General features: G+C 43.3%; 21 protein-coding genes. 6 read left to right on the forward strand and 15 right to left on the reverse strand.

The features are described from left to right. Positions 1–237 precede the first annotated feature (237 nt). The 4 genes from IAE45_RS15330 to IAE45_RS15345 form a co-directional block, all read right to left on the reverse strand. Positions 238–1,461 carry an amidohydrolase family protein gene (locus tag IAE45_RS15330; protein WP_086338556.1) on the reverse strand — a complete coding sequence of 408 codons (1,224 nt, stop codon included), beginning with the start codon at positions 1,459–1,461 and terminating at the stop codon, positions 238–240. A 16-nt stretch (positions 1,462–1,477) separates the two neighbouring features. Continuing rightward, a complete protein-coding gene (locus tag IAE45_RS15335) occupies positions 1,478–2,839 on the reverse strand; it encodes a hypothetical protein (protein WP_005225442.1) in 1,362 nt (453 codons plus the stop codon). Positions 2,840–3,188: 349 nt separating this feature from the next. Further along, positions 3,189–4,073 carry a peptide-methionine (S)-S-oxide reductase MsrA gene (msrA, locus tag IAE45_RS15340; RefSeq protein ID WP_325123432.1) on the reverse strand — a complete coding sequence of 295 codons (885 nt, stop codon included), beginning with the start codon at positions 4,071–4,073 and terminating at the stop codon, positions 3,189–3,191. A gap of 366 nt (positions 4,074–4,439) precedes the next feature. Then, positions 4,440–4,985 (reverse strand): cysteine hydrolase family protein, encoded by a 546-nt coding sequence (locus IAE45_RS15345; RefSeq protein ID WP_017144326.1) that lies wholly within the window; start codon positions 4,983–4,985, stop codon positions 4,440–4,442. Positions 4,986–5,105: 120 nt separating this feature from the next. Between IAE45_RS15345 and IAE45_RS15350 the strand changes: the two genes are divergently transcribed. Beyond that, a complete protein-coding gene (locus tag IAE45_RS15350) occupies positions 5,106–5,513 on the forward strand; it encodes an Lrp/AsnC family transcriptional regulator (RefSeq protein WP_404850161.1) in 408 nt (135 codons plus the stop codon). A 225-nt stretch (positions 5,514–5,738) separates the two neighbouring features. Here the strand turns inward: IAE45_RS15350 and IAE45_RS15355 are convergent, their stop codons facing one another. The 4 genes from IAE45_RS15355 to rlmH all read right to left on the reverse strand — a co-directional run bounded on the left by IAE45_RS15355 (position 5,739) and on the right by rlmH (position 9,764). Continuing rightward, positions 5,739–7,259, reverse strand: coding sequence for a C40 family peptidase (locus IAE45_RS15355; protein ID WP_325123431.1), 1,521 nt, complete (start codon positions 7,257–7,259; stop codon positions 5,739–5,741). 421 nt (positions 7,260–7,680) lie between these two features. Further along, complete coding sequence (map, locus tag IAE45_RS15360; protein ID WP_005234612.1) at positions 7,681–8,439, reverse strand: type I methionyl aminopeptidase; 759 nt, start codon at positions 8,437–8,439, stop codon at positions 7,681–7,683. Between the two features lie 42 nt (positions 8,440–8,481). After that, the gene (truA, locus tag IAE45_RS15365) at positions 8,482–9,219 is read right to left on the reverse strand and encodes a tRNA pseudouridine(38-40) synthase TruA (RefSeq protein ID WP_005225435.1); all 738 of its coding nucleotides are present in this window, start codon (positions 9,217–9,219) and stop codon (positions 8,482–8,484) included. Between the two features lie 65 nt (positions 9,220–9,284). Then, a complete protein-coding gene (gene rlmH, locus IAE45_RS15370) occupies positions 9,285–9,764 on the reverse strand; it encodes a 23S rRNA (pseudouridine(1915)-N(3))-methyltransferase RlmH (RefSeq protein WP_008379108.1) in 480 nt (159 codons plus the stop codon). Positions 9,765–10,137: 373 nt separating this feature from the next. Here rlmH and IAE45_RS15375 point away from each other — a divergent pair, with 373 nt between their 5' ends. Then, positions 10,138–11,442 carry a S1C family serine protease gene (locus tag IAE45_RS15375; protein WP_010747716.1) on the forward strand — a complete coding sequence of 435 codons (1,305 nt, stop codon included), beginning with the start codon at positions 10,138–10,140 and terminating at the stop codon, positions 11,440–11,442. A 68-nt stretch (positions 11,443–11,510) separates the two neighbouring features. Here IAE45_RS15375 and ytpR read toward each other — a convergent pair whose 3' ends face one another. The 4 genes from ytpR to pepA form a co-directional block, all read right to left on the reverse strand. Next, a complete protein-coding gene (gene ytpR, locus IAE45_RS15380; RefSeq protein ID WP_142964304.1) occupies positions 11,511–12,125 on the reverse strand; it encodes a YtpR family tRNA-binding protein in 615 nt (204 codons plus the stop codon). A gap of 577 nt (positions 12,126–12,702) precedes the next feature. Next, positions 12,703–13,164, reverse strand: a complete 462-nt coding sequence (locus tag IAE45_RS15385; RefSeq protein ID WP_005225429.1) for a universal stress protein — start codon at positions 13,162–13,164, stop codon at positions 12,703–12,705. 12 nt (positions 13,165–13,176) lie between these two features. Then, positions 13,177–13,497 carry a thioredoxin family protein gene (locus tag IAE45_RS15390; RefSeq protein ID WP_156236031.1) on the reverse strand — a complete coding sequence of 107 codons (321 nt, stop codon included), beginning with the start codon at positions 13,495–13,497 and terminating at the stop codon, positions 13,177–13,179. Between the two features lie 132 nt (positions 13,498–13,629). Continuing rightward, the gene (pepA, locus tag IAE45_RS15395; RefSeq protein ID WP_005225427.1) at positions 13,630–14,706 is read right to left on the reverse strand and encodes a glutamyl aminopeptidase; all 1,077 of its coding nucleotides are present in this window, start codon (positions 14,704–14,706) and stop codon (positions 13,630–13,632) included. Between the two features lie 292 nt (positions 14,707–14,998). Here pepA and IAE45_RS15400 point away from each other — a divergent pair, with 292 nt between their 5' ends. Further along, positions 14,999–15,343 carry a peptidase gene (locus tag IAE45_RS15400; protein ID WP_005225425.1) on the forward strand — a complete coding sequence of 115 codons (345 nt, stop codon included), beginning with the start codon at positions 14,999–15,001 and terminating at the stop codon, positions 15,341–15,343. Between the two features lie 60 nt (positions 15,344–15,403). Here the strand turns inward: IAE45_RS15400 and IAE45_RS15405 are convergent, their stop codons facing one another. The 3 genes from IAE45_RS15405 to IAE45_RS15415 form a co-directional block, all read right to left on the reverse strand. Further along, entirely contained in the window at positions 15,404–16,438 is a 1,035-nt protein-coding gene (locus tag IAE45_RS15405) for a hypothetical protein (RefSeq protein ID WP_200127166.1), read from the reverse strand. 77 nt (positions 16,439–16,515) lie between these two features. After that, positions 16,516–16,917, reverse strand: a complete 402-nt coding sequence (locus tag IAE45_RS15410; protein WP_005225423.1) for an Ohr family peroxiredoxin — start codon at positions 16,915–16,917, stop codon at positions 16,516–16,518. Between the two features lie 185 nt (positions 16,918–17,102). Then, entirely contained in the window at positions 17,103–17,351 is a 249-nt protein-coding gene (locus IAE45_RS15415; protein ID WP_005225422.1) for a GlsB/YeaQ/YmgE family stress response membrane protein, read from the reverse strand. A 406-nt stretch (positions 17,352–17,757) separates the two neighbouring features. On the opposite strand from IAE45_RS15415, the gene IAE45_RS15420 reads away from it, so the two are divergent. The 3 genes from IAE45_RS15420 to IAE45_RS15430 all read left to right on the forward strand — a co-directional run bounded on the left by IAE45_RS15420 (position 17,758) and on the right by IAE45_RS15430 (position 20,823). Continuing rightward, positions 17,758–19,017 (forward strand): ABC transporter substrate-binding protein, encoded by a 1,260-nt coding sequence (locus tag IAE45_RS15420; RefSeq protein ID WP_087627106.1) that lies wholly within the window; start codon positions 17,758–17,760, stop codon positions 19,015–19,017. Between the two features lie 92 nt (positions 19,018–19,109). Continuing rightward, positions 19,110–19,982, forward strand: a complete 873-nt coding sequence (locus tag IAE45_RS15425) for a carbohydrate ABC transporter permease (protein ID WP_200127168.1) — start codon at positions 19,110–19,112, stop codon at positions 19,980–19,982. After that, positions 19,972–20,823 carry a carbohydrate ABC transporter permease gene (locus tag IAE45_RS15430; protein WP_123834269.1) on the forward strand — a complete coding sequence of 284 codons (852 nt, stop codon included), beginning with the start codon at positions 19,972–19,974 and terminating at the stop codon, positions 20,821–20,823. The genes IAE45_RS15425 and IAE45_RS15430 overlap by 11 nt, the downstream gene beginning before the upstream one ends. The last annotated feature ends 27 nt before the right edge of the window (positions 20,824–20,850 follow it).

Here is a 20,850-nt window from a genome sequence, read left to right on the forward strand (position 1 = left end):
TATTCATCAGTCAAGGAAATCCTTGCATGGGCGGCATTCCCTCCTTCTAGATCAGGAAGGTTCATTAAAGCGAAAACGTCCCACTATCGGTTTCAGAAAATCAAAGCGCATACCCTTCGACCTCGTTGCTCCTATACAAAAAAACATCCGTCAAAAGCAGTCAGACTGCCTTTGACGGACGTGTTCTTTCAGTGATTCACTTTTTTTGTGACAACCACCATAGGGGCGAAAAATCGCTTAGCGGTGGATCGTCACTTCTTTTTTGACTTCCACAGTGATGCGGCCATTTTTGATGACCATCAAACGTTCAGGTATATCGATCAGCACATCGGCTTTTCTCTGAGTATCTAAAAGAATCAAATCTGCGCGGTTGCCAACAGCGATCCCATAGTCTTTGATATTTAATGCTTTGGCGGTATTGGTCGTAATCATTGGCAAGACCGTCGGCAAGTCATCGGCGCCGCCTAAATGCGCCACTGGCACAGCCAACATAGCGATTTGGATCAAATCCCCATTGCCATAGGGCGTAAAGGCGTTTCGGATATTGTTGCTGCCTAAGCAGATATTCACACCAGCATCACGTAACTTGCGAATCGGCGTCACGGCACGGCGAACGTTGTAGGCATCGTTTCTAGCACCTAAGTGCAAGTCGGTCGCAGGCAACGGCATCACATTGATTTGGGCTTTGACCATCAAATCGATGACTTCTGCCAGCTGATTTGGTTCCATGGCGTGCAGCGCAGTCAAGTGTCCTACTGATACCCGGCCTTGGTAGCCTTCTGCAATGGTTTTTTCACACAGGTAGACGATCGATGTATCGTCTGCTTCGTCGGCAAAATCTTGATGCAAGTCAATGTCTTTGTCAAATCGTTTGGCGATCTCAAAGATCAAGTCGATGTGTTCATTGGCTGGCGCATCATTGTAAGGAATGCCGCCAACGACATCGGCGCCTTTTTCCATCGCTTCGATCATCATTTTATCCGTCCCTGGGGCTTTAAAAATCCCTTCTTGCGGAAAGGCAACGACCTGAATATCGATCAAGTCGCGGTATTCTTCTTTTAAGCGCATGATGGTGTCAAACCCTGTGAAGCCTTGTGCTGGATCAAATTCGGCATGGGTGCGCACAGCAGTCGTGCCATGTACGATCAGCATTTCTAATGCGCGTTTCGCCCGATCATAAATGTCTTCTTCGGTAAAGGTCGGTTTCAGCTTTGCCGTAACTTGGATCGCTTCTTGCAACGTACCTGAATTATTGGGCTCACGATCGGCGATCAAGGCTTTGTCTAAGTGGATATGGCTTTCGATCAATCCAGGGATCACCACTTTGCCTTTCGCCTCAATCGTTGTTGCTGCTGATTCTTCAATGTTGGGTGCAACTGCGGTGATTTTTCCTTCTGAAATTGCAATGTCTACTAGTTCTGCATCGTCTTCAAGACGTGCTTGCTTGATCAATAAATCCATGTTTTCCTCCTATCCATCAGCCAAACACTAAGCCGATGACTAATAATAATACGGCTGCTAAACTCAACCACTTCACGTTTCCTTTGACTACATCCAGAATCGGAATTTGGAAACCAGAAGATAAAGCTTGCATCGTAATGTTGACAAAACTCATTTGACTGCCGAGGCCAACCCCCATCGTGACAAAGCCAAGAGCTAAGACTGGGAAGCCTAATGAAACGGCAACTGGTAGCACGAGTGTTAAAACGGAGCCGACATAGGCACCTGCGGGAATCCCAATCAAGACACCCGTCAAGATCGCCACGGGAACGACGATCGCTGCGGGGGCATTTTGTGCCGCACCTGCAATTACAGCAAACGTCCCAGTTTCAGCGATTACGTTGATGAAGGCTAAAAAGATCCCCACTTGGAACAAGCGGGTCAAAATATACGTCGATCCGTCCACCATCGCTTCCACCGATTGATTCATCGAAAAGTCGGTACAAACAAAAATCAACGCCAACGTGACCACCATATAAACTAGCGGCGTAAAGAGGACAAAGCCGATCAGGTCATTGATCAACGGACCAAAGATGACCGCAAAAAGCAAGAAGATCGCAGGCAGTGTCGTTTTGAACAACTCGCCATTGCTTTTGTTTTCATACTCTTGGTTGGCTGATTCTTTAAAGCCCAGATGACGACGCTTGGTCCCAAAGAATGCCAATAAAATCGCCAAACCAACGAATAACAACCAAAATGGGCGCATTTGATCGACGTAAGAAGCGACACTAAAGCCGCCTAGTTCAGACACGATACTAGATTCCAAAGAGGCAGGAGAAGTCGTAAAGGAGACCGCTGCCGCTAACGACATCGCTGCGATCAATTCGGGTACCACCCCAACTGCCGCAAATGCTAACGGTGCGATCACCATCGCACTCCCGCCGCCGATCCCAGACATATAAGTCGCTGCTGCCAATAAGATGACAATAAACCCTGCCACATATTCCACTTTTCCTTTAGTCCCTCTTTTGGCTAAGGTTAAGGCCGCCGTATAACTGCCCGCTTTGAAGACCGCCATCGCTACAGCGGAATTGATGATTGGCACCGTAATACTCAACATCGTCGGAATAGCTTCCAACAGTTGCGAATTGGCTTCAGCTAAACTGATCCCGCCAATAATCATCGCCAAGATCCCAGCAATCAAGCCAGCAATGATCATATCTACTTTTTTAAAGAGCAAAACCAGCACTAACACTAATGGAATCAGTACTAGAAATGCTTTGACTCCTGTTGGTGCGACGATCTCATTGATCGCTTCTGCCGCAAACACTGTTCTTTCTGAAAAGATAAAAAGAATGAGAGCCATAAACAGTGAGACGAACGTTCCCTTTTTTTTCATCACATTTCTCCTAACTTATATGAACCTTCATATAATAAATGTTGTGTTGCTATGGGGTGTTGCCGATTGATTTTTCCGCTGATTTTTCTCTGGTGTTTCCCACCTTCTTTCCTCGAAGAAAGGAATCAAGCAAAAGACACCTGCTTTTTCGACCTTTTTCGCCACTTTTTCTTTCTCTATTATAATTCTTGTTGTTAACGCTTTCTTTGGACATTATTCTAAAATAAATCTACGTTTTTTATCCAATTGGCTAAAAGCGCAGAAAAAAGCGCGGCTTGTGGAGAAAAGAGCCTTCATTTGATCCTCTTCCCCTTTTCTCGGAGCCTCGCTTTTTTTAGTGATCTTCTGTTTACGATCGTTTTTTTCCTCGGTTTGTCCAGCGTTTCAGCCGATAAAAAAGCATCAGTTGTTTGCGCGCTCGCTTGATCCGCTGGTAGCGCTTTGGCTGTTTCTTGTAAAATGCTTGATGGTAGTTTTCCGCTGGCCAAAACTGCATGGCCTTGCGGATCTCAGTCACGATGGGTTGCTGATAATAACCAGATTGGGCTAGTTCCTTTTTGGCTCCTTGCGCAAGCACTTCCTGTTCAGCAGTCGTATAGAAAATGATTGGGCGATAAAAATTGCCGCGATCTTGAAATTGTCCGAAAGCATCTGTCGGGTCTGTCACTTGCCAGTACAACTGCAACAAGTCCTGATAGGTGATGATTTCGGGATCAAAAATGATCTCTACCGCTTCGACATGCCCTGTTGTTCCGCTTAGTACTTGATCATACGTCGGATTCGGGACTGTTCCCCCGGTATACCCCGACAAGACGGAAAGAATGCCCGGCTGGTCTTCAAAAGGCTCTACCATACACCAAAAACAGCCGCCAGCAAAAATAGCCACTTCTTGTGCTTTTCCACCTGTTTCGTTCGGCTCCACGGAAACTTCTGCTGGTTGGACTTTGCTTGTTTCTTCATTAATTGCCTTTTTCAGTGCTGACTGGCTGATTGTTTGATAAAACTCTGCGACATTCGGGGTCAGATTGTTTCTCAGTGCCAAAGGACGCAGCGACGCTTCTAGTTTTTCCAAAACCCGTCTGGTCTGTTGGTCTTCAAGGCTATTTGACGATTCTTTTTCGTGTTTGCCTGCTTTTTGTTTGGTCGCCAGCTGGGTTTCCAGTGTATTTTTTGCTTGCACCAGTTGTTCTCGTTCCCACTGTCTCGTGCCAGGATGCAAGATCAAATTATAGATTTATGACAGCCACGCCATCGTTGTTTGCTTCATCACCATTGCCCCTTTGCCTCATGAAGGAGCGACTCTCGCTCCTTGTTTGGTTGCACTGTACCATAGTTTCGCCGATTCGCCCAATTTGATGCCCAAAAAAACGTTCGAGAGAAATCCTCGAACGTTTTTGGCTTTTGTATGGGTTGGGGCGTAATTGGTTCGCATGCATCCTTTGAGGAATCAGCTCAGTATCATTGGTGGGTACGCAACTGGGCATTCATTTTTTTTAGAAACATTGAAGCGGAATGAGATAGGATCGCCAATTTCAAAGAGTGATCAAGAACCACTCAATGCAAATGAACCTTTGCCTTTGTTAGTAAATACGCAATTTTTCTACAATCCGTTTAAATAGTCATCGGTTTTCATCACCGTAGAGAAAGTTTCCAACGCCGATAAAAACGCTCGTTGAACAGCTTCCGCAGGAATTTCGTGTGCTTCAAATGTTAATGCTTTCGTTGCCGTGGCATCAGAAATCAGTATGGGCTGATAACCGAGTTCTTTACTAGCTCTTGTGGTTGAATCGATGCACATATGCGTCATCATCCCAGTGATGATAACTTGTTGAACACCTAAAGAGTCTAACGTCTCTTTTAAATTTGTTTCAATGAAGGAGTTAGGAAAGTGCTTTTCGATAATAATAGAAGAATACGTTGTTTTTAACTGTTCATGCAGCAGCACACCTTTGGTCCCTCGTTCAAAAAAATCAGCTGCTTCTTGATCGTTGATGTGTTGGATATAGATGATCGGGAGTTGCTTTTCGATAAAAGACGCTTCTAGTTTATTTATGTTTGCAAGCGCCTGTTCAGGGGAATGAAGGGCCATTCTTCCTTCTTTAAAATAGTCATTTTGGACATCAATAATTACTAAAGCTTTTTTCATAGAATCACCATTTCTTTTCTTATTTGTTATAATCCAGTATAAATACATATGACCCTACAACAAAGCGTCTCTTGAAAAAGATAAAGTCAATTCACTTTCATTATGAAAGGAGGAACCCTTATGGACATCATCGATGAACAAATCCTAGCTATCCTGAAACACAACAGCAAATTATCGAACAAAGAAATCGGCGAAATGGTCCACCTGACGGGACAAGCCGTGGGCAATCGGATCTTGAAATTGCAAGATGAGGGAATCATTCAGCGATTTAGTATTGTGGTGAATTACCCAAGTACGCAATACATCCGGTTTTTTATGGATTCAAATCGCTATACAGCTTTTGAAGCCTTCGTGAATCAATACAAAGAAATTGAGGTTTTTCATAAAGTTTCAGGTCAAGCTTGTTATCTCTTGGTCAGTCATTTTACAGATGTAACCTTCCCTTTATTTATAGAGAGTCTCTCAAACTGGGGCAGGTATAGTGTAGAAACCTTTGTGGCTGATAAACTCAATCATGGGGATGATTGATGTGCTTGCTAAAGGGTTGTTGAATAAAGCTTTCACTGGAGCGGTGAGAGGGATAAGAAAAAGGGGCAAAACGATTTGAGTTTTTTTCCTTTTAAATGAATTGTTCGAAATTCATTGTTCTAATTATATTAATTAAACTTGAGAAAGCAAAAAGCGAATCAAGTGTGGATTCGCTTTTTGCTTTCATCTAGGATAATAAAAAATATTGATAATTTTTGCGAGAACTTATTTAACACTTGTACCTTGAGTGTTAACATATCCAATCCATGTATTTGTATTATCATATAAGGAATAGAAGGTCTTTCCATTTCCTAATGTATATTTTACTTTAGCAGTGTAACTATTACCATACAACTGACCTGCTTCGAATTTTTTACTAGTCCAATAAAAATTGTTCCACATAGGATAGTTTTTGCTAGTAATCTGTACTCCTATGTTAATATTTTCAGTTCTTAAATCTTCAGTAGCATCAGAATTAATATAACCTATCCATGTGTCGCCTTGATATATAGAATAAAATATCTTTCCATTTGACAAAGTATATTTATATTTTGCTTTATAGACCAGACCACTCGAATAATTTTCTGTACTTCCTAATTTACTCGTCCAATATAGGTTTCCCCAAATCGGATAATTCTTCGTCGCACTGACAAATTTATCAATATTTTCAGCCTTCAAATCAATAACCGCTTCAGCATTGATATAACCAAACCATTGATCACCACGATAGAGAGAATAAAACTTTTTACCATTTGTTAAAGTATAACTAACAGATGTATAGTACACTGGATTATCGGCGAAATCAGAAGTATCGCCTAGTTTACTAGTCCAATAGAGATTTCCCCATCTTGGAAAATTTTTAGTTGCCATAATATTTTTATTCTCGCTTGTAGCGGTTAATTCTTCAACTGCTACAGTATTAATAAATCCTACAAAGGAATCTCCACGATATAGTTCATAAAACGTTCTACCATCACTAAAAGAGATTTGATTTTTCGCATAATAAACTAAACCATCTTGAAAATTAGAAGTATTTCCATTTTGAGAAGTAAATTCTAAGTTGTTCCATATTGGATAATTACTGACCGCCATAACCGTTTTTCCATAAGGCACTGTTTGGTATTCTGATAGATCCATCCGGATGGCAAATGATGGATAGAAACTGTCCCAGATTGGAGATAATTCAACCGTTCTTCCAAAAGTTGGAGCATGAATATACTGATTATTTCCAATATAAATGGCAGTATGACTCGTTTTCCCTCTACTTCCCCAAAAAAGTAAGTCACCTGGTTTAGCCTCAGAGATAGGAATTTGCTTTCCAGCATACTCTTGCTCCCACGTCAATTTTCCGACATCTTTTCCTGTAACTTGATTAAAAACATAATAAACTAAGCCAGAACAATCAAATTTGTCAGGTCCCAATCTATCAGGATTTGTTTGAGTATATGGTTTACCTATATGTTTTTTTGCTTCTGCTACAATTTGCTCTCTTTGACTCAGATTACCGACTGATAATGAACGAGATACGACCTCTCTTGTTAGTTGATTATTTTGAGAATTAATTTCATTGATGAATTCTACATATTCTTCATATGTCATAACTGAACTACGATTATCCTTTGAATAGTCTTCAAAAGTCACCTGCCCATCGTCAAACTCATCTGCTTGTACAGATTGGAATGTGAAATTATGAACAAAAAAACAACCAATTCCTAATAATAAAATACCCCATACACGTTTTTTCACTTTATCTCTCCTTTATATTTTTATCTTAAAAGTATATCACGGTTTTTTCAGTAAATAAAGGCTATAAAGAGATAAATATAGATGAATAAAAACTTCTAAATTTAAAGATTCTGATTCTTCCGAGATTTTTTTTCGTTCTCTCAAAACTATGACGATATTTTAAAAAGGAAATAACAAAAAAATAATTCGATACTGACTCTTCTTATATCCAGCTTTTATATCTTTTAATGTTTACTCCAAAAAGCTTCTACTGGAAGTAGTTTGATTGTTTCATAATCATTTCCTAAAAAGACCTACTTTTCTTCCTATTTGAATGTGCTATACCCTAGCTTCGCAACTTCGACAAGTAAATGCAAAAAATCGTTCGTGTAGAAACACTCGAACGATTTTCGTATTTTCTTCTATTCTATCGGCCTTGTGTTCACGTTTCTTCCTTTTGCAATGTCATGATAACTGGACCTTCTTTGGTGATGGCGATCGAATGTTCATATTGGGCACAATAACTGCCGTCAATGGTGCGTGCTGTCCAGCCGTTCGGGTCCATCTTCATGCGCCAAGTGCCGGTCGTGATCATCGGTTCGATGGTAATCGTCATGCCTTCTTTCAACCGAATTCCTTTGCCAGGTAACCCGAAATGAGGAAAGAATGGTTCTTCATGAATGGTTGGGCCAATGCCGTGAGCAATAAAGTCCCGCACGACACCATACCCTTTTTCTTCAGCGAAGCTTTGGATCGCATAACCAATATCGCCAACACGGTTGCCGACTTGTGCTTGCTCGATGCCTCTCATCAAGGCTTCTTTCGTTACTTCCATCAGCGCTTGATGTTCTGGTGAAATCTCTCCTACCGCATACGTCCAACAGCTGTCAGAGATTGCCCCTTTGTAATCGACACAAAAATCGACTTTGACGACATCGCCTGATTTTAAAACATATTCTGAAGGGAAACCATGACAAATCTCTTCATTGACACTGATACACGTCGCAAATTCATACCCTTCAAACCCGATTTGCGCGGCTGTTGCCCCTGCAGCTTCTATCTGTTGATGGACAAAGGCGTTGATTTGGTTCGTAGTGATACCGGGAACGATTTTTTCCCGTAGCTGTTCGTGAATACTTGCCAAGATACGACCAGAAGTTTTCATTTGTTCGATCTCTCGTGGGGATTTTAATGTGATCAATAGATGATCTCCTTTCCTTAAATAGCCATTACCCTGTTTCTTTTAATAATACACCTCATCTAGAAATAAGCCATGAGAAGGCACTGTTTCACCAGCTGCTTGTCGTACTTTATCGGCTAACACTTGATCGATCACTTCTGGTGGCAGTGTGCCATCGCCAATGGCAATCAGTGTGCCTGTTAAGATTCGGACCATTTTATGCAAAAAGCCGTTGCCTTTGAAGGTAAACCGCAATAGATCGCCTTCTGGTGTGATGGTGATTTCATCGATCGTGCGCACCGTTGATTTTTTTGATTTTTTCAATGCAGAAAAGCCGATAAAGTCATGGGTGCCGATCAACTTCTCAGCCGCTTGCTGCATTTTTTCCAAATCAAGGGGCTGCGGGCAATGAAAACTGGTATTGCGAGCAAAGACCGATGGGATCGCGTTGTTCCAAACGTAATAGCTGTATTGCTTGCCTTTGGCGTGATAGCGTGCATGGAAGCGCTCAGGTACCTCTTCAATCTTGTTGACGACGATGTCTTGCGGCAAATAGCGGTTAAAGAACTGCTGCATCTCTGGCAAACTCATTTGATGGGTCGTCTTGAAATTTGCCACTTGTCCTCGAGCATGCGTGCCCGCATCGGTTCTGCCAGAACCCACGATCTCAATTTCTTCTCCCGTCAATAATTTGATGACCCCTTCAACTTTTTCTTGGATCGTTTTTTCAGAATCTCCTAGTCGTTGCCACCCTAAGTAGCGCTTGCCGTCATATTCAATCGTTAATTTGATATTTCGCATGGTTGTTGCTCCTTTTTACCGATACTATCGGTGGATAATTTTTTCTATTATATTGCTTGAGGTATTTACTTATGATACGGCGCCCCCGTATTGATTCGATACGCGCGATAGATTTGCTCCAATAAGATCAGTTTCATGAGTTGGTGCGGGTAGGTCATTTTGCCAAAGGAGATTTTGGCATCACTGCGGGTCATGACTTCTTGACTCAAGCCTAGGGAGCCGCCGATGACGAAGGTCAGTTGGCTTTTTCCTTGGATGCCGAGTTGATCGATTTGCTTGGCGAAGGCTTCGCTGGTAGGGTTGGTGCCTTCGATTGCTAAGGCAAAGACATATTCGGTGTCTTTGATTTTGGCTAAAATGCGCTGCCCTTCTTTTTCTTTGATTTGCAGCATTTGGGCTTCACTCAAGGTTTCTGGTGCTTTTTCATCTGGTACTTCGACAAACTCAAGCTTTGCGTATGCCCCCAATCGCTTGGCGTACTCGTTGATTCCTTGAACGAGGTACTTTTCTTTTAATTTTCCTACCGTGACGATTTTGATTTTCATAGGTTCCTCCTCGTTATCCCCTTATTTTATGAACATGTGGACAATGCTATCCACAACCTTTTACACACTTTGACTTTCTTTGAAATTCTTCTATCTTATCTATAAAACTGCGACACTTCAAGGGTTTCTTCATCCACCCAACAGAAGCTTTCAAGTTTGTCCACACACTGTGGATAAAAAGACCTTCGCTTCTCCCCAGTTTTGCCTGCTATTTTTATTCAAAAATGAACGGGTTTTGCGAAGAAAATTTCATCGTTTGAAACAGATTCTTACGCAACTTCTTCATATTTTTTTCAAAATCTCTTAGTAGACTAATCTCAGATAGAAGGAATATACTGATTATAACGAATTATTCATTAAGGGGGAAATAGTAATGGCAAGAAAATATGTCACACCAGGCAAGAAAACTTCTCCTGGTTTATTAAAACGATTAGGTATTGGGATTTTAGGCGGTATGGTCGGCGGTTTATTGACCTTCGGCGGTCTGTATCTGGCAATGGGTTCCTCTTTGACTTCAACACCAGAAACCACGACCAACAGCGGGGTCCAAGATTCTAACGGACAAACCCAAGTATCCAATGTAAAACTTGATGTGACTAGCGATGTCACTGAGGCAGTTGAAAAAGTACAAGATTCTGTCGTTTCCATCATTAATCTACAACAAAGTCAAAGCAACGATTGGAACAGCCTCTTTGGTCAGCAAGGCGGACAAAGTGAAGGCGATAGCCAAAGCGACGACGACAGTGCTTTAGAAGCTTCTTCTGAAGGGAGTGGGGTCATCTACAAAATCGATGGCGACGATGCCTATGTCGTAACCAACAACCACGTCGTAGAAGGTCAAGACGGTTTAGAAGTTGTTTTAGCAGACGGTACGAAAGTCAAAGCTGAATTGGTCGGTACTGACGCTTACACAGACTTAGCTGTATTGAAAATCTCTTCAGAGCATGTGACGACTGCCGCAACATTTGGTGATTCAAGTGCCTTGAAAGTCGGCGAACCAGCCATCGCGATCGGTTCTCCTCTAGGCTCTGACTACGCAAACTCTGTGACACAAGGGATCGTTTCTTCCTTGAATCGTCAAGTAACAAGCCAAAACGAATCTGGTGGTACGATCAGCATCAATGCGATCCAAACGGATGCTGCGATCAACCCAGGGAACTCAGGTGGTCCACTGATCAACGTTGATGGTCAAGTGATTGGGATCAACTCAAGTAAAATCGCCAGCACCTCTGGCTCTGCTTCAGGTGTTAGTGTCGAAGGGATGGGCTTTGCGATCCCAAGTAACGATGTCGTTGAAATCATCAATCAACTAGAAGCAGATGGCAAAGTGGTTCGCCCTGCACTAGGTATCCAAACGATCGATTTAGGTTCCATCACATCACAACAACAAGAACAAATCTTGAAAGTTCCTTCATCCGTAACTTCTGGCGTTGTGATCTACTCAGTCAACAATGCAACACCAGCAGAACAAGCAGGATTGCAACAATATGACGTTATCACGAAGATCGATGACACAGAAGTCAGCACAACAACGGATCTGCAATCTGCGTTGTACAAACACAAAGTCGGTGACACGATCACTGTAACCTTCTATCGTGGCGATGAAGAAAAAACAGCAGAAGTAAAACTTTCCGTTGATACGTCGATCAACGAACAATCAACAGACAGCAGCAACTAATCATCAAAACCAATCGAAACAATCAAAAAATGAACTGCCGCAAAAACAGGAAGCGGCAGTTCATTTTTTTAGGCTTTACCGACTGGAAAAGCTTCACCTACAACGGCATCTTGAGGCAGCTCAAGGATGCCTTTTTTCATTGGTGCACCTTCTAAATGCAGTTCTTTAGCAGAGCAGATCATTCCAAAGCTTTCTACGCCACGAAGCGTCCCAGGCCAAATCATCAAGCCATCTGGCATCATTGCGCCAGGTTTTGCGACAACGACTTTCAATCCTTTACGGATATTGGCAGCGCCACAGACGATTTGCAAAACTTCCCCATCCCCGACTTCTGTTTCCGTGATAGATAGATGGTCGCTGTCTGGATGTTCCACACAAGATTTCACATAGCCAACGACGATTTTTGGTTCTGTATCTTCTGGCAGTTCTTCGCTGAATCCTGCTTCTTTGATCATGGTGTTCAATTGTTGGATTTGTTCTTTCGTCAACGTCACTTGGCCACGGCCTTCGATCGTCATCACTTCTGAGATCGCAAAAAAGTTCCAGCCGACGATCGTGCCTTCTTCATTTTTGATTTGGGCAACATTGCCTTTGCGTTCGACGGTTTGTTCTAATCCTTTATCATCTGCTGTGATGGCAAGCAGTGTATCACTGACATATTCTTTGTTATAAGCAAAAATCACGTTTTTTCCTCCTTAGGTACTTACACATTCCGCCCATAATCTTAACAAATTTTTCGGCATCCGTCATGGAATTTCTTTGTTTTCCTTGAAATTCTACTCATTTTCAAAGACAAAAAACGCCTGAGAACTAACTTCTGCTGGCTGGCTTAGGTTGAGGATTGGCGAAGGAGCAGAACCCGCGGCTTCTGAAGAACTTGCTGGTAGAACTACTTTCTACGAAAGAAGGCAACAACAATAAGTTTTCCAAAAAACGGATACAGGAAAAAACTAAGAACCAGCTGCGGCTTATTAACTAAGACGCTGCTTTGCTAACGAGCCGATAAACGCTGGTTCTAAAAACTTCTGTTTTGCACTATTACCTAAGAAGAAAGACAGCAGCGACAGATATCTTCCCTCAAAACGAGCACAAAAAAACCTAAGAACCAGCTGCAGCTCATTAGCGAAAGACGGTGCTTTGCTAACAAGTGAAACATCGCTGGTTCTCAGGAACTTTCTTTTAACCCTTGTCTTCTTTTGCTGCCATCTTCTTTAAGGAAAAGAACACGGCAACGACAAGCTTATTTTTTCCAAAATGACCTTACGCTTTGGTTTCTTCAGGTGATACGATCAGCACATCGCACCGGGCTTCACGGATAACGAAGCTGGCGACACTCCCCATCATGAAGCGTTCCACGGCGTTCAGCCCAGATTGCCCCACCATGATCAAATCGATGTCGTATTGGTCTGGTAATTGAGTGGCAAGGGCATCTTTGATGGAGCCGTAAGCGACGATGCCTTCTACTAAATCAAAATCCACTGATTTGGCGTAAGCTTTGCAGTCGTCGATCAGATTTTTCGCCGTGTCTTTTTCTTGTTCCAAGATGGAACTATCCAAAGGTGCATAGCCCATCATGGTCGGCACTTGCTGATCGATGATCGTTGCGGCATAGACCTTCCCTTGATTTCGACGAGCGACTTCCACTGCTTTTTTGAAGGCAGACATCGCTTGATCTGAACCGTCGATCCCTACTAAAATGTTTTGATATCTTTGTGCTTCCATCTTTTTCCCCTCCTATGCTGATTGTACGCTGGTTAAAAAGGCTTCGATCTCTTCTTTGGTTTTGCGATCCTTGTTGACTAATCGCCCCAGCTCCTTGCCGTCTTCGATAACGACGAGGCTAGGAATACCAAAAATGTTCCATTCAACCGCTACATCCATGTATTCATCACGATCGACTTCGATAAATTGAAGATTTGGAAAGTCCGCTTCGATCTCAGGCAATTGCGGTTTGATGTAGCGGCAATCCCCACACCAATCGGCGGTGAAAAAGAAGACATTTTTGCCTTTCTCCACATATGTTGCTAACTCTGCTAAATCTTTTGGAATAATCAAATGCTCACCACTTTCTTTTCTTTTAGTATACACCTTTCTTTCAGGGACTACCAACTGACATGCTGATCTTAGAACCTCTGCAGAAAAAAAGAGACAACGGGTTGCTGTCTCTTTGCTTTCGTTCGTTCTCGCTTATTGTCCTGCCAAGATCGTATCAACGGTTGAACGATCCAAACCTTTCAAGACTTGAATCACCATTTCCCGTGCCGCTTCATAATCAGCGATACTGAATAGGGTTTGGTGGGTGTGGATGTAACGTCCAGGAACACCGATGACTGAACTTGGGATCCCTTCATTTGCCATGTGTGCCGCACCAGCATCGGTACCGCCTTTGGAAACAAAGTATTGGTACGGAATGTTGTTGCTTTCTGCTGTATCCAACAAGAATTCTTTCATCCGTGGCAACATGATCATGCCTGGATCATAGATTCGCATCAAAGTCCCTGCCCCTAAATGACCAAAGGTGCCATTTTTGGTGACTGTGTCATCTGCAGGCGAGCAATCGACCGCAAAGAACAAGTCGGGTTTGAATTTCGTCACAGACGGACGAGAACCTCGTAAGCCGACTTCTTCTTGAACATTGGCACCAGCAATCAGCGTATGGCCTAATGTTTCCTCTTTCAAGGCTTCAAGAGCTTCTAATACGACTGCACAGCCGTAACGGTTGTCCCAAGCCTTCGAGATGATGTTTTTCCCATTGGCAGTTTTGATGGTTTCCACTTGTGGGACGATCGTATCGCCAGGACGTACCCCAAAGCTTTCTGCTTCTTCTTTTGATTCAAACCCAGCATCAAACAAAATATCTGTGACTTCGACATTTTTTTGACCGCTGCTTCCTCGCAACAAATGTGGCGGTACTGAAGAAGAAACACATGGATAATCGCCTTTCGCTGTTTTCAATGTAAAGCGTTGAGCAGAAACCACATAAGGGTTCCATCCGCCTAAAGGAGTGACTTTGAATAAGCCGCGATCGGTGATCGTCGTCAATAAGAAACCAACTTCATCCATGTGAGCAGCTACCATCACTCGTGGTGCATCTGCTTCTTGGTGGTGACGCAAACCGAAGATGCCGCCTAAGCCGTCTTGTTGGATCTCGTCCACCAATGGGGTCATCGCTTCACGCATATACGCCCGCACGTCGTGTTCAAACCCACTGGTTCCTTGTAACTCCGTTAGTTCTTTGATGCGTTGAAATGTTTTTTCTTCCATGATCATTCGAGAAACACGTATCGGTTGTTTGCTGCCCTAAAGAAACAAAGCTGCTTTTTTTGAAAAAGCAACGCTTGCTGTTGCTGTGTTTTCCAGCAATTTTTGGGTGAAACAACGGATGTGCTCTCTTCCTCCTTATTCCTACTGATATTCTTTATTATAGCGCAAATTTCTATTGTTGGTTATTTTTCTTATAGAATATTTCTAAACTATGGTAAACTATTGTTAAGAGAACCTGTGCTTTCACCGAGATCAAAACATTCGGGAAAACTTACTTTAGGAGGGACATTAGATGGAGAATGAGCATCCATTGCATTATTTTAAAAATGGACTGACCATCGGTTTAGGTCTTGGCTTTGCAGGAGGGATTTTTTCAACGATATGGTTGAAGAAAAGGCAAGCCATGAATGCCGATGATGTCTTAGACAATATAAAAGCGGCGTTTATCAAAGAAGGACCGATCGAAGGTTCTTGGATCAATTTCGAAAAACAACCTTTGCGCAAATTTGCGATCACTTCCCAAGGATATACTGGCGGCATCACCCGCACCGAAGACGGGCAGCTTGTCACCTATGAATTTTTGGCAGATGCTCATACAGGTACCGTCTTAGATATCCAACGAGCAATCGTGGACTAATCACTGCACTTACGACCAGCTTCTTAAGAGGCTGGTCTTTTTTCTTTTTAAGCAGTGCTTTTACTGGAGCAAGGTCGCAAGGTCCAATACCACGACTTCATCGATGCTGCCGCCTTTTTGCCGATACGCCCATGCCCCACTTTCAAACAAGCAGTACAGCTGTCCTTTTTCTACCACGATCTGTTCAAGGTAATGGGGAAACTTGATGCGCCGCAACGCATGTTTGCGGGTCAGCACCGTTGCATCCTTTGAAAAGACCCATAACTCCGCCGACCCTGGTCCAAAGGAACGTGCCAGCAACATGTATTCAGTGGTAAAGGCGATACTTTGGACTTTCGTGGTGGTGACCCTTCTCTTACGAGGCTTGATGCGAGGAGGCGTTTTGCGACCGCTGTCTGAAAGAACAGGCAGCGGATAATTCGCCACCACGCCTCCTTGTTTCAAGGCAAAGGTCCCTGAGACAAGTTCACCGCCATCGGCTGCCAAATAGGAGCTGTGAGTGATGCCTGCCAATTCGATGACTTGCTGATAAGCGATAGGCTGATTGATTGCCAAGGAATCATCTTCCAGCAGTGCTTGTAGAGAAACACACGCCACGCGCCCCATTCCTTTTCCAGTGATGGTTAGCCACAGCATTTGCGTTGCTCGATCAAAGACTAGCCCACCGACATGGGGGCGTTTTGGCAGAACCACCGTTTTCAGATGCCGCCCGCTCGTTCTTTCTATTATATAAAGCTGTGAGTGATGTTCCTGCTGCGAACAATACGCTGAGATGAACAAATAGTCCTCTGAAACAGCCAACCCTTGTGGGGTCATCGCCTGACACTGATCTGCATGCTTGTGCAGCCTCGTTTCTGCTTTCGCCGTTGCCTTCGTTGCCACTGCGGCAGTGGCTTCTTTTAAACCTGGAACCAAAAGGACTGCTTCCCTGTTTGCCCCGGCTGCCAGCCACGCTTGCCGCACGCTGGGATAACGCTTCAGCTGGGCTGCCAGTGCTTGGTTGTGGCGTGTATGTCGTTGCTTTTTCAGCCAGTACACCACAAAAAGGCCAACCGCAAACACGCCCAAAAGCAGCAAGCTCTCTGTTTGTCTCATTGATTGGCCTCCTTGATGAATTCCCTCTTGTCGGCTGATTTACCAGCCGCTTATTGTTTGTCTATTCGTAATAATGCTTAGACTACTTGAACTTCGACATCAATGTTGCCGCGAGTGGCCCGAGAATACGGACAAAAATCGTGAGCTTCTTCTGCGATTTTCTCTGCCTCGGCTTTTTCAACGCCTGGTAACGATACTTCTAAAATCACGCCGATTTGGTAACTACCGTCCTCATGCTGATACAAAGACACTCTTGCTTTAACTTCGGATTCGGATTCGATGTTATGCTCTTTCAGCATATGCTGTACGGCACCGTTGAAGCATGAAGCATAGCCTGCGGCAAATAATTGCTCAGGATTGGTCCCTTCACTATGAAGACCTGGCTTATCGATTTTCAGGTGAAAACTACCGTTTGGTGCTTCAACCTCTCCGACACGTCCGCCTCGATTGATCATCGCTGTTTCATATTGCTTTTTCATTGAACCTCTTCCTTTCTTTTTTTGACCTACTTCAAGTGTAACGACAATTTTCTAATCTGACAAAAGGATTGCTTATGCATCCTTTTAAAAAACAAAAAAAGGCAAACCCAGAAACTCTGGATTTGCCTGTCTATTCAAGGTAGTTCCTACCCGAAATAAATGAATGAAAACAATTGCTGAATGGACTAGCCGTTTGAACGTCCTAAGAAGAATGAAACAACAGCAACTACAATAACCGCACCAATAATTGATGGGACGATTGCCATTCCAGCAAGTGATGGACCCCAAGAACCTAAGATCGCTTGTCCAATAGCTGAACCTACTAAACCTGCAACGATGTTGGCGATCCAACCCATTGATCCACCTTTATTTGTGATAGCTCCGGCGATCAAACCGATAATAGCTCCTACGATTAATACCCATAACCAATGCATATTTTTCTCCTTCTTTCTTTTAAGTAGTTATTACACATATTATGTTACGCTTAATCCCCGTTTTAGACAAAAGATTTGCACTCAATTTGCAAAAATAATTTTCAAACCTTGTTATATTAACGTTTATCAGCACTTCTTAATTATCGTTGTAAGAGCTTTAATTCGTTTTTTTTAGTATTGGTGCATTTTTTGAAATCGTTTTATTTTGTATTTTGCATTTTATCCGCTAAACTGAGGGAGAACCACTCTTATTTTGTCAGATTATTGGCACTTTTCACTCCTCAATCAGTCCTAGGACTGCTATCTTTTCAGTACTTCAGCTATTTTTCATTGGGGGACGTTTCGATCGTTTTCGATTGGAAACGTTTTTTTGAACAAAATTCATTCAATAAAGGAGAGGAACAAAATGAACAAAAAAATAGGGTATTCAATTTTGTCTTTGGCAGCAGTGATGTTAGGGGTCGCTGGCTGCGGCAGTGGTGACAGTGCCAGCGAGAACAAGCAGATTCGTATGTTCGTTTCTGGAGATACCAGTGAAGGCGGCGCTTATTCGAAAATGGCGGAAAAATACAAGGAAGAAACGGGTGTGACTGTCGAAGTCACCGACGTGCCTTATGCAGACTTGCTGACAAAGATCACCAAAGCTGTTCAAGCGGATGATGCGCCAGAAGTCGTGCGGGTTTCTACCGTTCAACCTGACTGGAATGACTATCTGATGGATCTATCAGACATCGCCAGTGAGGCAAAAACATTGGAATCGATGACGATCAAAGATGAAGCAGATGTCGTCAAAGCACTTCCTTCTGATGTCACTGCCACTGGGTTGTTTATCAATACGGATTTGTTTGACGAAGCTGGTGTGACCTACCCCACTTCGGAAGAGGACATTTGGACTTGGGATGAATTTTTAACCGCGATCAATGAAGTCGTTGAAAAAACCGATGCCAAATACGGCATGGTCATGGACGCGTCGGATCACCGTTTACGGGCTTTCACCTATCAATATGGGGGACAAGATTTCTTTTTAGATGACAGCGGTGATTCTTATACGACCGATGATGCTACGAAAGCGGCTTTGCAAAAATTTGTTGATTTGAACAATGACGAAGTGATGCCAAAATCGGTTTGGACCTCTGGAGAAGATGCTTCTGCTATGTTCAAGAGCGGCCGTGTTCCAGCTTACTTTTCTGGCAGCTGGCAGATCGTTGATTTTTCTACCAACATCAGCAACTTTAACTGGCAATCCACCTATTCTCCTTATGAAGAGACCCGCGCGGTCAATATGGGCGGCAACTTCATCACTGGCTTCAACAATAGTAAAAACAGTGAAGAAGGCGAAAAATTCATCAAATGGTTGTACGAAGAAGAAAATTACAAACAGCTTTGTACCTATGCTGGTTACTTACCTGCGGTGGAAGATTTGACGGTCGACTATGAACAAGGCCAGGATGCTTATGAAATCTACAACCAAGAGATCGCAGCCGCTGCTCAACCAATCAGCAGCAAGCAAACCACCGATCAAGTGACGATGAGTATGAAAGGCTACACTGGATTGACAGGGGCTTACCGTGATGCCATCGTGCAAGTGTTAAATGATGAAATTACATTAGATGAGGCAATCGACAAGACGATCAAGGATTACAATGATGGGTTTTTGAAGAAATAAACAGACGTTCAACCACAAAGAACCCATAGTCTGGCTTTTTGCAGACTGCGGGTTCTTTGTTGCTGATACGATCGTCGGAGGAGGAATTTTCTGTGAGCACTTTACAAAAAAACAAATGGCCGCTGCTGTTTACTGGCGCAAGCATCATTTTGTTCATTATCTTCTTTTTGATTCCAGCACTCTTAGGACTTTATTACTCGTTGACGGACTATAAAGGCTTTGCGACAGCCAATTTTATCGGCTTGGCGAATTATCAAGAATTGTTTCAAGACGCCAGCTTTTATAAAGCACTATTTCGTACATTTCGTTATGTGATTATTCTGGTCCCAAGTATCTATGTCGTTTCTCTCGCCGTCGCTTTGATGTTGAATAGTCAGCTGGCGAAAGGTAAATTTTTCGCAAAGATCATTTTTTTCTTACCATGGACCATCTCTGGGATCATCGCTGGGGTTATCTGGAAATGGCTGTTTGGTGAAAACTTTGGCTTTATCAACTTTATTCTAGAGCAAGCGGGACAACAAACTGTCCCATGGTTTACCGACTCGAATGCGGCCTTTTCTGTCATTATTTTGGCTGCCATCTGGGGCGGGACTGCCTTTAACATGCTGCAATTTACTGCAGCTTTGAAAAATATCCCCCGCTCGTTGTATGAAGCTGCCGAGATCGACGGCGCCAACTTTGGGCATAAATTGCGCTACATCACCTTGCCTATGCTGCGACCGACTTCCTTTATGGTCATCTTATTGGCTTCGATCGGTGCCATGAAAGAGTTCGCCCTCGTGCAATCGCTGACCAATGGTGGTCCAGGAACCGACAACATGTTGATCGTGCAATATATCTATACGACTGGGTTTGACAAAATGCGGGTTGGCTATGCCAGTGCTGCCTCCATGGTACTTTTCGTGATTCTTTTACTGTTAGGCTTAGCACAAATGAAGATTGGAGGCGGCAAGAATGACATCTAAGATCATCAAAACCAAACGACCTGTCACAAGAAAGTCAGCGATGTTTTTTTTAACGCTGGCACTGATCATCACTTCCCTGCTGTACCTTTTCCCACTACTTTGGTTCTTATTAAGTGCCTTTAAACCAGGGACTGAACTATTTGCTTATCCCTTGAAAATCATTCCTGAAAATCCAACCATTCAAAACTTTATTGATGCTTGGACAACATTGGATTTCTTTCGTTACTTCAATAATACGTTGATTTCAGCGGTGGTCACCACTTTATTGACGATCCTAGTCAGCGCCGCTTGTGGCTATGCCTTTGCAAAATATGATGCGAAATGGCTGCGTTTTTTCTTCATCTGTATCATCGCCACCACCATGCTGCCGACGGAAGTTATCATGAACCCAACGTTTTCTGTCATTCGTTCACTAGGCTTATATGATAACTTATTGGGGATCATCATCCCTTCCATCAATACAGCAACAGGTATCTTTATGTTCCGAACCTTTTTCGTCTCCGTTCCTGACGATCTGATTGAATCAGCCCGCATCGATGGCGCTTCGGATGGGATGATCTTTTTGAAAATCATGCTGCCGATTGCCCGACCAATCATTATGACACTGGGGATCTTTTCCTTCCAGTGGCGGTGGAATGATTATATCTGGCCCTTGATCGTCTTGAATGATCCGAAAAAATACACCTTGCAAGTGGCGATCCGCAGCTTGGTGGGCGCGGAAAATATCAATTGGACGATTTTGATCGCTGCCTCGGTAATTTCCATTTTGCCTTTGCTGCTGGTCTTCCTCGCCTTTCAGCGCTGGATTCTCGACAGCAATTTAGACAGCGGACTAAAATAAAAAAAGTGCCGACTGCTTCGTCGCACC

This window comes from Enterococcus sp. S53, assembly GCF_016516865.1.
Lineage (GTDB): Bacteria > Bacillota > Bacilli > Lactobacillales > Enterococcaceae > Enterococcus_D > Enterococcus_D innesii.

Coding starts and splice junctions, on each gene's coding strand:
- IAE45_RS15330 (WP_086338556.1), bottom strand. CDS start 1,461: ATGGATTTATTGATCAAGCAAGCACGTCTTGAAGACGATGCAGAACTA.
- IAE45_RS15335 (WP_005225442.1), bottom strand. CDS start 2,839: ATGAAAAAAAAGGGAACGTTCGTCTCACTGTTTATGGCTCTCATTCTT.
- IAE45_RS15345 (WP_017144326.1), bottom strand. CDS start 4,985: ATGAAAAAAGCTTTAGTAATTATTGATGTCCAAAATGACTATTTTAAA.
- IAE45_RS15350 (WP_404850161.1), top strand. CDS start 5,106: ATGGACATCATCGATGAACAAATCCTAGCTATCCTGAAACACAACAGC.
- truA (WP_005225435.1), bottom strand. CDS start 9,219: ATGCGAAATATCAAATTAACGATTGAATATGACGGCAAGCGCTACTTA.
- rlmH (WP_008379108.1), bottom strand. CDS start 9,764: ATGAAAATCAAAATCGTCACGGTAGGAAAATTAAAAGAAAAGTACCTC.
- IAE45_RS15375 (WP_010747716.1), top strand. CDS start 10,138: ATGGCAAGAAAATATGTCACACCAGGCAAGAAAACTTCTCCTGGTTTA.
- IAE45_RS15385 (WP_005225429.1), bottom strand. CDS start 13,164: ATGGAAGCACAAAGATATCAAAACATTTTAGTAGGGATCGACGGTTCA.
- pepA (WP_005225427.1), bottom strand. CDS start 14,706: ATGGAAGAAAAAACATTTCAACGCATCAAAGAACTAACGGAGTTACAA.
- IAE45_RS15400 (WP_005225425.1), top strand. CDS start 14,999: ATGGAGAATGAGCATCCATTGCATTATTTTAAAAATGGACTGACCATC.
- IAE45_RS15405 (WP_200127166.1), bottom strand. CDS start 16,438: ATGAGACAAACAGAGAGCTTGCTGCTTTTGGGCGTGTTTGCGGTTGGC.
- IAE45_RS15410 (WP_005225423.1), bottom strand. CDS start 16,917: ATGAAAAAGCAATATGAAACAGCGATGATCAATCGAGGCGGACGTGTC.
- IAE45_RS15415 (WP_005225422.1), bottom strand. CDS start 17,351: ATGCATTGGTTATGGGTATTAATCGTAGGAGCTATTATCGGTTTGATC.
- IAE45_RS15420 (WP_087627106.1), top strand. CDS start 17,758: ATGAACAAAAAAATAGGGTATTCAATTTTGTCTTTGGCAGCAGTGATG.
- IAE45_RS15430 (WP_123834269.1), top strand. CDS start 19,972: ATGACATCTAAGATCATCAAAACCAAACGACCTGTCACAAGAAAGTCA.